General features: G+C 45.8%; 8 protein-coding genes. 2 read left to right on the forward strand and 6 right to left on the reverse strand.

The window, feature by feature from the left end:
• Nucleotides 1-113: 113 nt before the first annotated feature.
• From ileS to QUB10_RS25840, 3 genes are all read right to left on the reverse strand, one after another.
• Nucleotides 114-3,716 (reverse strand): isoleucine--tRNA ligase, encoded by a 3,603-nt coding sequence (gene ileS, locus QUB10_RS25830; protein WP_333206053.1) that lies wholly within the window; start codon nt 3,714-3,716, stop codon nt 114-116.
• Between the two features lie 634 nt (nt 3,717-4,350).
• Nucleotides 4,351-4,914, reverse strand: a complete 564-nt coding sequence (locus QUB10_RS25835) for a Uma2 family endonuclease (RefSeq protein ID WP_333206054.1) — start codon at nt 4,912-4,914, stop codon at nt 4,351-4,353.
• Between the two features lie 220 nt (nt 4,915-5,134).
• A complete protein-coding gene (locus QUB10_RS25840) occupies nt 5,135-5,545 on the reverse strand; it encodes an Npun_F0494 family protein (RefSeq protein ID WP_333206055.1) in 411 nt (136 codons plus the stop codon).
• Nucleotides 5,546-5,717: 172 nt separating this feature from the next.
• Here QUB10_RS25840 and QUB10_RS25845 point away from each other — a divergent pair, with 172 nt between their 5' ends.
• Nucleotides 5,718-8,453 (forward strand): DNA methyltransferase, encoded by a 2,736-nt coding sequence (locus QUB10_RS25845; RefSeq protein WP_333206056.1) that lies wholly within the window; start codon nt 5,718-5,720, stop codon nt 8,451-8,453.
• Between the two features lie 140 nt (nt 8,454-8,593).
• On the opposite strand, the gene QUB10_RS25850 is transcribed toward QUB10_RS25845, so the two are convergent.
• The 3 genes from QUB10_RS25850 to QUB10_RS25860 form a co-directional block, all read right to left on the reverse strand.
• Nucleotides 8,594-8,860, reverse strand: a complete 267-nt coding sequence (locus QUB10_RS25850; RefSeq protein WP_333206057.1) for a type II toxin-antitoxin system HicB family antitoxin — start codon at nt 8,858-8,860, stop codon at nt 8,594-8,596.
• A 99-nt stretch (nt 8,861-8,959) separates the two neighbouring features.
• Nucleotides 8,960-9,292, reverse strand: coding sequence for a DUF5615 family PIN-like protein (locus tag QUB10_RS25855; protein WP_333206058.1), 333 nt, complete (start codon nt 9,290-9,292; stop codon nt 8,960-8,962).
• Nucleotides 9,285-9,602, reverse strand: a complete 318-nt coding sequence (locus QUB10_RS25860; protein ID WP_194011686.1) for a DUF433 domain-containing protein — start codon at nt 9,600-9,602, stop codon at nt 9,285-9,287. Before QUB10_RS25860 ends, QUB10_RS25855 begins: the two co-directional genes overlap by 8 nt.
• 284 nt (nt 9,603-9,886) lie before the next feature.
• On the opposite strand from QUB10_RS25860, the gene QUB10_RS25865 reads away from it, so the two are divergent.
• Nucleotides 9,887-10,327, forward strand: a complete 441-nt coding sequence (locus tag QUB10_RS25865) for a peroxiredoxin (protein ID WP_333156201.1) — start codon at nt 9,887-9,889, stop codon at nt 10,325-10,327.
• The last annotated feature ends 206 nt before the right edge of the window (nt 10,328-10,533 follow it).

A 10,533-nucleotide genomic window follows, 5' to 3' on the forward strand; every position in this document is an offset into this window, starting at 1 on the left:
GAGAGAGATGAATAATTCTGATGTTAACGGATTTGATATGAAGCGAAGCAATGGCAAAGATTAAGCGATTGCTTCGTTTCACTCGCAATGACAAACTACTGACACATCCTAGGTTAGAATTTTCCGTCTACTGCTGAAACGCAGCGTTCGCAAATTAGCGGATGTTCGATCGACTCTCCGACGTGAGTCGAGTAATTCCAGCAGCGATCGCACTTTTCCCCGTCTGCTTTGACTACACCAATCGCCAACTCTGGAGACTGATAACTGTACGGCAATTCTTGCAGGATTGCATTCGATTCTACCAGTTCCACTTCCGAAGTAATGAACAAATACCGCAATTCGTCTACACCGTTGCCGGTCATTGTAGAATGGTGCCCTGCAGCTATGGAAGCAGGAATTTCGGGTTTGGGTTCGATCGCAACTAATTCTGCTTGCGGGATTTCGGGTGTTTCTACAAACACTTTTTCGGCTGGGGCTGTTTCTGTTTGTGCGATCGCCTCTGTTTCTACAAGCACAAGCGCTGTATCTAATGCCGGTGCGAGGACGATCGCCTTTGTTTCTGCAAGCACGATCGCGGTTGTCTGGCCCAGCACATCTGCTGTCAGCAAATCAATTTGTAGTGCAATTTCTTGACGGTTGGCCGCAAACAGCAAGTGACGGAAAGCAAACCAGATTGTAAATAAGATGCCGATGACTTCAAAGAGGCCTCCCAACATCGGAATCTGATTCATCGTATCCAAAATCGCCAGCGTTACTCTGCCCGTTACTAACACAGAGGCTAACAGCCCAAGTGTTACCAGCGCTTGTTGGTATTCTGTGAAAAAGTTGCCCGCATATTCAGGCAAATTAGCCACAAACTCGGCGGCTCGATCGAAGATTTGCCCAGAATCTGAGGCCGACAGTTCAGGGACAGAATACTCTACTATCTGAGAAGGTCGATCGCTCTTTTGTGCGATCGTTTTCGGCTCAACATAAATTGTATTTTCTGTCAAGACTTTGGCAACTTTTGCCGCTTGTTCTTCCTGTTTATCTTGTGCTGCTTTTGCTTCCTCCTCTGCAGCTAACTCTATGACTGAATTTTGCGATCGCACATAATCCACCAATTCTTCGCTGCTGGGATTGAAAGCTTGCAATTGCTCTCTTTTCTCAACATCAGGAACGTACAATAAAATCTTAGCTTCCAAAGAAGAACCGATCGCCTTTTCAATCCGGGCTTTTTCCAAAACCTTGTTAACTTCGCCCCGCACTTGTCGCAAATACTGCCAGCGAGTAGCCAATTCTGGATTATGCCATGAAGCATCAATTTGCACCCAGCCGGCTTCAAACACGGACTTGTAAGGAGTCGGATAGGGAAGGTACTGCCAAATATCCTCAGCCATGTGACACAAAACAGGTGCGATCGCCCGTGCTAAATTCTCCACAGCAATGGCAATCACCGTCTGACAACTGCGACGGCGAAAGGTATCTGTCGCGCTGATGTAAAGTCTGTCTTTGGCAATATCCAAGTAAAAATTAGACAAATCCACCGTGCAGAAATTCTGCACAGTTTGGAAAAATCGGGAGAATTGGAAGCTTTCAAAAGCATCTTGGACTTCCGCAAATACTTCGCCCATTCTGTGCAGCATATAGCGGTCTAGTTCCGGCAATTCCTCGTAAGCAACGGCATCCTTTGCCGGATCGAAGTCGTGCAAATTACCCAGCAAAAACTTAGCTGTATTGCGGATTTTGCGGTAAACATCCGACTGCTGTTTGAGAATGTTTTTGCCCAAAGGCACGTCGGCGGAGTAATCTACCGAAGACACCCACAACCGCAAAACATCGGCTCCATATTCCTTAATTACGACTGCCGGATCGACGACATTACCTTCAGACTTGCTCTGCTTCCGGCCTTTTTCATCGAGTACAAAACCGTGAGTCAAAACTGTTTTGTAAGGAGCAACGCCGTTAGTTGCTACACTGGTCAGCAAGCTGGATTGAAACCAGCCGCGGTGTTGGTCTGAACCTTCCAAATAAATATCAGCAGGATAGTTTAATTCCGATCGCCCTTTGGCAACTGCGGCCCAGGAAGAACCGGAGTCAAACCACACATCCATCGTGTCGGTTCCCTTGCGGTAAGTGCGGCCGTTGTTGCGGTAAGATTCCGGCAGCAATTCCTCGATCGATAATTCCCACCAAGCATCCGAACCGCGTTCGGCAAAGATGGCTTGCACATGGGCGATCGTTTCTTGATTCAGCAGCGGTTCGTTGGTTTCTTCGTCGTAGAATACCGGAATGGGAACGCCCCAACTCCGCTGGCGAGAAATACACCAATCCGATCGATCGCCCACCATTGCAGTAATCCGATTTTCCCCTTGGGCGGGAATCCAATTCACCTCGGCGATCGCTTTTAAGGCTTCATCTCGGAACCCTTCAACGGACGCAAACCACTGTTCCGTCGCCCGAAAAATGGTCGGCTTTTTCGTGCGCCAATCGTAAGGATAAGAGTGAGCGTAACTTTCCTCTTTAATCAAACAATTTGCTTCGGCAAGGGCATCAATCACTGCGGCATTGCCCTCTACGAGGACATTTAAACCTGCAAACTGTCCGGCTTCTGCGGTGAAATTTCCGTTTTCATCTACGGGGGTTAAAACTGGCAAACCGCAGCGCTTTCCGACGATAAAGTCTTCTTGTCCGTGCCCCGGTGCGGTGTGCACCAATCCCGTACCAGAATCAGCGGTAATGTAGTCACCGCCGGCAACAATTGGACTTTCGCGATCGAACAGCGGGTGTTTGTAGCTGCAACCTTCTAATTCTTTGCCTTTGAAGGTAGCAAGTATTTTTAATTCAGTGTTAAAAGTTGCCGACAGCCGATCGACCGCATCGACAGCTACTAACATAAATTGTTGTGCGATGTGGGAATTTGCCGGCGGTTCCACCACGGCATAAGTCAGTTCGGGATTGACGGCGATCGCCAAGTTTGCCGGAATTGTCCAGGGAGTAGTCGTCCAAATCGCCGCCCAGAGGCTCGGCATATAGCGTTTGAGCTTCGACTGCAAAGATTTTGACAATTTTCTCACATGAAAGCCGACGTAGATGCTGCGCGACGTGTGGCCTTCGGGATATTCCAATTCCGCTTCGGCGAGGGCTGTTTTCGAGCTCGGGCTCCAGTGAACCGGTTTGAAGCCGCGGTAGATGTAGCCTTTGAGCACCATTTGACCGAAAACGCCGATTTGAGCGGCTTCGTATTCGGGTTTCATTGTTAAATACGGGTGTTCCCAGTCGCCCCAAACGCCGTAGCGCTGGAAGGATTCGCGCTGCTGTTCCATTGTTTGCTGCGCGAAGGCGGCGGCTTTGCGGCGAAGTTCGATCGGGGTAAGATTTAGCCGTTCCTCCGATTTCATCTTCTTATCTTGCAAGACTTTAAGTTCGATCGGCAATCCGTGACAATCCCAACCCGGCACGTAGCGAACCTTTTTGCCGCGCAGCATTTGGTAGCGGTTGATAAAGTCTTTGAGGATTTTGTTGAGGGCGTGGCCGATGTGGAGTTGTCCGTTGGCGTAGGGTGGCCCGTCGTGGAGGATGAACAAATCGCCTGGGTTATTTTCCGAAAGGCGATCGTAGATTTCTTGATCTGCCCAAAATTGTTGCAATTCTGGTTCCCGTTTGACGGCGTTGGCGCGCATATCAAACTTGGTTTTGGGCAGGTTTACCGTGTCTTTGTAAGATTTAGCTTCCATTTTTGAGAAACGTTTTATGTAGTTAGTTGTTAGTAGTTAGCGGTTATTTGAAAGATGAGATCAAGTCCGGTTAAATAATCATAAAAAATATTCGGTAAGTGGGAAACTCAGAGTCTTTAGACCTGAGAGGAAAACGACTCGGCGGTTTCAACCGCCTTGAATCCCCTTTCGGGGTTAGAGGGGTATGGTTGCCCCTCCAATGGAGATACAGTTGTCTCCTTCCTCCCTTGCGGGGTAATGTTCGCCTCGACCTGGTTATAAAGGCTTGTTAGACCTGCAACACTGTTTCAGTGACTTTAAAACTGTTTAATTGCAGATGACAGAGCGGAAAACTGGCGTCGCACTCAAGGAGTGTCGTGACCTGAATAACGCCTCCTCCTGAGAGGGGTCTGGTCAGAACAGCTTGTAATTTCTTACAAGCTCAGTGGCTTTAGCCCTGAGTTCCTGACAATCAAGTTTGTAGTGACCACTTTAGTCATCTCTCGTCATTGAAGAGCTGACAACCAGATATTTTAGTATAAGCGATCGACCGCACATTAGATCGAACCAAATCCGTAGAACTCTCTCTCTTCTCTTCCTCTGCGCCCTCTGCGCCCTCTGCGGTTAAATCATTCCTAAACAAACCGAGGTAGCGCTACTGAGTCAGCCAACTGAACATTTCACCCACGGTGAGATTGAAGGATTCGGCAAAGCTTGGAACGGGGATGCGATCGCCCGGTTCTTCAAAAACTGCTAAGGTGCGATCGGCAAAATAGACAAATACCAGTTCTTCTTCCGGGTCAATCAACCAGCCCATCTGGGTTCCGTGGCCGAGACTGTGGAGAATGTTGCGGACGACTTTAGTTTGACTTTGGTCGGGGGAAAGAATTTCGATTGTCCAGTCGGGGGCGATGGCGAAAGTGTTGGCTACTTCGCCGTTTTCGTCGCGGGGAATGCGTTCCCCGGTAAAGACTGCAAGATCCGGTACTGTCGATCGACCGCCAAAGGTACAGCGCAATTCTGAATAGGCGCGGGCGATGCGTTGGGGTTTGAGTACCCGGTTAATGTCAGCACCCAAATCGCTTTGAATAGTGCTGTGTTTTCCTTGGGGCATAGGTTTTTGGATAATTTGACCATCGATGAATTCGCTGGCGGGTTTGGTTTCCGACAGTTGGAGAAATTCATTGAGAGTCAAAGGTTTAGAAGCGGTTTGAACCATTATTTTAATTGGATTTAAGTTTAATTTGTATTAGTTAAGCGATCGGGCATTTAATTTATCCTCACCTCTCTCAAGAACAGGCAAGATGCCTGTTCCACAAAGAGTAAATTTGCTTGTGGGGTGGATTTCTTCAAACTCTTGTGGGGAGTAGGGGTTGGGCATCTTGCCCGCCCAAAAGCTTAAATTTTAAGGTTCAACCACTTATTAGCCGCCATTCCGGTTATAGAAATACTCCCAACCCGCGGCTAACGGCATTTCCCATACGATCGCACAATGACGCGGCCGGCACCCCCTGTCCTTCCTGTTCCCATTTTTCCACGAGTTGGCGGCCTAGGGGCGTGAGGCGAAAACTGTCGGTAATCCCTTGTCCGTCTACTTCCCGCCGCAACACGCCGACTTGAATCAGCCAGAGTAGGGAGTTTTCGGCTACGAGTTCGGATACGGGCGATCGGGTGTAGCCGCTTTCGACACCGGAATTTGAGGCGATCGCACTTAGGAAAACACTGTTATCGCGGATGGTCTGGAAGAAGTGTAATTGAAAAGGGGAACAGCGGACGGCGCGATCGGCTCTTTTGACAGTGCGATCGGGATAACTAATAGATTTAAACGCTTCAGATGGGATAAAAGTCATTCAAAAAACCTCTGAACAGGTACTATATTTTTAATTGTTACAGATATCACGAATCTAAATCAATCATACATATTGGTAGGGGTAGTGCCCCCGTGCCTACCCCCGACCGATCGGGGCAACCACGGGGGGTTTGCCCCTACAAGAATTACACAATTTATTTAGTTTACTTATTATGACAGATACACTAAATAATATCAACAGGTTTATTGAATACGTTCGTACTTTGAAGGGAGACGAAAAAGGCGAGGCACAGGTATTCTGCGAGCGCCTGTTTCAAGCCTTCGGTCATCTAGGCTACAAGGAAGCGGGAGCCGAACTAGAATTTCGAGTAAAGGCGAAAGGCAAAACTACGAAATTTGCCGATTTGCTGTGGCGGCCCAGGTTGTTGCTGGAGATGAAAAAACGGGGCGAAAAACTGGAAAAGCACTATCAACAAGCCTTTGAATACTGGCTGGAGCTAGTGCCCCAACGTCCCAAATATGTGGTTCTTTGCAACTTTGATGAATTTTGGATTTATGACTTCGATTTGCAACTGCGGGAACCTGTAGACCGCGTAAATCTCGAAGAGTTACCCCATCGCTTCACAGCCTTAAACTTTCTTTTTCCCGAAAATCGCCAGCCTTTATTCAATAACAACCAAATTGATGTAACGCGAACTGCCGCTGACAAAGTTGCTCTAGTTTTTAATCGGTTAGTAGAGCGAGGAGAAAAAGTAGAAACCGCTCAAAGGTTTATCCTTCAGTGTGTAGTAGCATTGTTTGCTGAAGATATCGATTTATTGCCTAGAGGTTTATTCACGGAATTTTTAGATATTTGCAAGACCAATCGAGAGAGTTCTTATGATTTAATTGGGGGATTGTTTCGGCAAATGGGAAGCGATCGCCCCGCACCTAAAGACAGCCGCTATCGAGATGTATCCTATTTTAATGGCGGCATCTTCTCAGTTGTTGAACCCATCGCCCTGACTCGCAGCGAAATCGATCTGCTATTAGAGGCAGCAAAGGAACGGTGGTCAAAGGTAGAACCGGCGATTTTTGGCGCGTTGTTTGAGTCCAGTATGGGCAAAGAGGAACGTCATGCCTTGGGAGCGCACTATACCAGCGAGGCCGATATTCAAAAAGTGGTTTTGCCTACGATTATACGCCCGTGGCGAGAACGGATTGAAGCTGCGAAGACGCTCAAAAATTTGTTGGCACTGCGGCAAGAATTACTTGATTTCAAAGTTCTCGATCCAGCTTGCGGCAGCGGTAATTTTCTCTATGTTGCTTATCGGGAACTGAAGCGACTAGAGGCACAATTGCTAACTAAAATTCATGAAAATTTCTCTCGTGCTGCTAATGCGATAGGTACGATGTCGCTGGTGAAGACAAGCCAGTTTTACGGCATTGACATCAAACCCTTTGCCGTGGAATTGGCAAAAGTGACGCTGATGCTTGCCAAAAAGTTAGCCTTAGATGAAGAAAACCAGTTGCTCAATGTTGTACAGTTGAACCTGGCACTGGAACTAGAGCAAGCATTGCCACTCGATAATCTCGATCGCAATATCCGCTGTGATGATGCTCTGTTTTGCGAGTGGGAACAAGTTAATGTAATTATTGGAAATCCTCCCTTTTTGGGTGGTAATCGTCTGCGACTAACCCTTGGTGATGATTATGTCGATCGTATTTTTGCTAAATTTCCTGATGTAAAAGGTAAAGTAGATTTTTGTTCCTACTGGTTTCGCCTTGCTCATAATCACTTAAGGGAAGATTTCCGGGTTGGCTTAGTCGCAACAAACACCATCTCTCAAGGTCAAACTCGTCAAGCTACTTTAGACTACATCATTCAAAATGGTGGTTGTATTTATGATGCAATTTCTACTCAGCCTTGGTCTGGTGAAGCGAAAGTACACATTAGTATTGTCAATTGGCTCAAAACTTCTGAGAGTAAAGAATTAACCTGCCGTATTGATTATAAAGTTGTTTCTCATATCAATTCTTCTCTCAAGGCAGAAGTCGATGCTTCTCAAGCTGTAAAGATTAAAGCCAACTTAAATCAATGTTTCGTAGGAGTGCAACCTAATGATAAGGGTTTTATTGTAACTGAAAGAGAGGTAAAGCAATGGATTAAAGCCGATCCTAAAAATCAAGATGTTCTCAAGCTCTTTTCAACGGGTGCGAATCTGGCACAGAACCCCCAGGGAAAGCCAGAGCGTTGGATTATTGATTTTGACAATCGCAGTTTAGAAGAGGTTAGTGATTACCAGCTACCGTTCGATCATGTTAAAAAGTACGTCAAGCCTCAACGAGAATCTAATCGAGAAGCCGTCATGCGGGAAAAATGGTGGCGATTCAAGCGCACGAATGAAGCAATGCGAAAAGCTCTAGCAACTTTACCCTTTTGTTTCGCCGTCCCAGAAACTTCAAAGTGGTCGATATTTTTAATTTCTGATTGTAATTACTTGCATGGAAATAGCTGCCATCCTGTGGCTTCAGATGACTTCTATGTTCTTGGCATCCTAACTTCAAATCTGCATCGTCAGTGGGTAAAAGCACAAAGCTCAACCCTTAAAGCCGATACACGTTACACTCACAACACCTGTTTTGAAACATTTCCCTTTCCCCAAAATTGCCCAGAAAAAACTAAAACCGAAATTCGAGCAGCCATGCAGGTTCTCCATGACTACCGCACCGAGTATATGGAGCGCAAACAATGCGGCATTACCCAACTATACAACCAATTTTTTGATGAACCCGCCAGCGAACTTGCCAAACTCCACGCTCAATTAGACGAACTCGTTTGCAAAGCCTACGATATCAAAGCCAACCAAGACTCCTTAAAGTTTCTATTAGAATTAAACTTTGAAGTTGCACAGCGAGAAACTGAGGGATTACCTGTTGTCGCTCCCTGTTCGCGGCCTGTTGTATAAGAATGCTAGTTAAATCCAGTCCTGGACGCACTTCTACCAAAGAAACCGGGTTTTTTACCAAATCTGCGGGTTGTAATTCAGTATTTTCCTAAAAAAACCCGGTTTCTGGCCCCTGCGTAAGTCCTGTAAGTCTAATTATTTTAGGCATAAACTTTCCTGAATTCATAAGTATCTGAAGCTTCCGCATCTTCTAAAGTCAGAAATTCGTGTAACTCATTAATAGAAAGAGGGTTGAGATAAACATTAGACTCTGATTCATAGACTTCGGAAAATGACTCAATAGCTTGTTTTAGTTTATCAATAGATTGTTCTGGAGTATTGCCTTGTCCCACCAATCCATTTTCTAAACACAAAGAAACCCAATAATCAGCACTTTTTCTGATAATGACAGTGTATAAATCAATCATATTTTACAGGAAAATTAATTTTTATTTAGTGGGACAATCAGGAAAACACACCGATAATCTAAGACGCGATCGCCCGCAGGTCAACGCGATCGCCTATTTTTACAAATACTCTAAATGATTGTTCATTTCTTCAGCATTCAGTACCTCCCAAATTAATACTAATCCTTGCAAAATTTCCCCAAGCGATTTACTGGTTTGCAGACAGTAAACAATACCCGCGTGAGACAAACCTGCATGATGCAGTCTTAAAAAATCCGTATCTTGGGTAAAAATTACTCGCTCTTGAGACAGGGAAAATGCTAATTGTTGTTCGTCGGATTGCCCGATCATTCCTTGTTCTGGAGTTGTGGTGACATCAATTCCACGTCTTCGCAATCCATTCGCTATGGCAAGAGTTATATTTTCTTCGAGATGGAATTTTATCTTAGCCATGTTGACGATTTTTTAATTTTTGTTGCAAGAGCGATGGGGTTTGAGCTTTCAATTGGCGAGCAAATTCTGCATCTGCTTCGATTGCAGAGCGAATTTCATCTCGACGATCGTGATAATAGGCTAAAGCTGCATAGATATCAGATAAAGTAATACTCGGATAGTGATACAGAATTTCGTCGGGTGACATTCCCATTTGTTCGTGCCAAACAACTATATCCTGAACTCGGATGCGATGTCCGGCGATACGGGGTTTTCCCCCACAGATTCCTGGGGTGATTTCGATATGTTCTTTAATGACGGCGATCGACATGGTAGGGAATTAATATAGGATGTCTCTTATATTTTAGGACAGGTTAGACGAGTTGGGCTGTAAAAGGCATTTTAAGGTATGGTATTTTTGATGGATATTGCGAATTTCCGCCGTCGCCAATCGACTTGAGTCAAGGTGATTGCTTGAACTGGAACTCGAATAACGAGCGTAGCATATTCGAGTTCCAGTTCAAAAAAAGCGATTTCCATCGCCGATAACTTTTTCAATCGCCGAAGCACAAAATCAACTAAAATAGCTGGGTAAATCCCAAGGGAAACAAAACTATGACATTACCAGTTGGGTGCGCTGCCCCTCAGTTTACCGCCAAAGACACCAACGGCAACACCGTCTCCCTCTCCGAATTCGCCGGTAAAACCGTAATTCTGTATTTCTACCCCAAAGATGACACCCCCGGCTGCACCAGACAAGCCCAAAGCTTCAAAGCAGCCCATGAAGAATACAAGGGAAAAGATATAGTAGTTCTCGGTGTCAGCCGCGACAACGAAGAATCGCACCAAAAGTTCACAGAAAAATACGGTTTACCTTTCCAGCTATTAGCAGATGTGGATGGCACGATTACCAAAGCTTACGATGTCGAGAAAGGCGATTATGCCAAGCGCGTTACTTTCGTCATCGACGGCACCGGCAAAATCATTCAGGTTTATGAAGGGGAAACCATGAAAGTTGACACTCACGCTCAAGATATTCTCGTCACCATAGTTTAGTCGAAATTTAGTCGAAATTTAGTCGATCGCACTAACACTCCTGCACGCACCAAACGGCTAAAAACCCGGTTCCTTCCTAGATGCCTCGTTGCTATACGCAATATTGTCGTAGGAACCGGTTTTTTTTAGTAAGGAATGAGAATTAAATAACTTCCACTCTTGAAAGTGGGATGGGCGTCCCGCCCGTCCAAAAAGGACGGGCGGGA

The sequence above is a fragment of the Microcoleus sp. B5-D4 genome, from assembly GCF_036705145.1.
Lineage (GTDB): Bacteria > Cyanobacteriota > Cyanobacteriia > Cyanobacteriales > Microcoleaceae > Microcoleus.

Excerpts from the sequence above, each read along its gene's own strand:
- QUB10_RS25850 (WP_333206057.1), bottom strand. The coding sequence starts at position 8,860 with ATGATTGATTTATACACTGTCATTATCAGAAAAAGTGCTGATTATTGG.
- ileS (WP_333206053.1), bottom strand. The coding sequence starts at position 3,716 with ATGGAAGCTAAATCTTACAAAGACACGGTAAACCTGCCCAAAACCAAG.
- QUB10_RS25855 (WP_333206058.1), bottom strand. The coding sequence starts at position 9,292 with ATGGCTAAGATAAAATTCCATCTCGAAGAAAATATAACTCTTGCCATA.
- QUB10_RS25840 (WP_333206055.1), bottom strand. The coding sequence starts at position 5,545 with ATGACTTTTATCCCATCTGAAGCGTTTAAATCTATTAGTTATCCCGAT.
- QUB10_RS25835 (WP_333206054.1), bottom strand. The coding sequence starts at position 4,914 with ATGGTTCAAACCGCTTCTAAACCTTTGACTCTCAATGAATTTCTCCAA.
- QUB10_RS25845 (WP_333206056.1), top strand. The coding sequence starts at position 5,718 with ATGACAGATACACTAAATAATATCAACAGGTTTATTGAATACGTTCGT.
- QUB10_RS25865 (WP_333156201.1), top strand. The coding sequence starts at position 9,887 with ATGACATTACCAGTTGGGTGCGCTGCCCCTCAGTTTACCGCCAAAGAC.
- QUB10_RS25860 (WP_194011686.1), bottom strand. The coding sequence starts at position 9,602 with ATGTCGATCGCCGTCATTAAAGAACATATCGAAATCACCCCAGGAATC.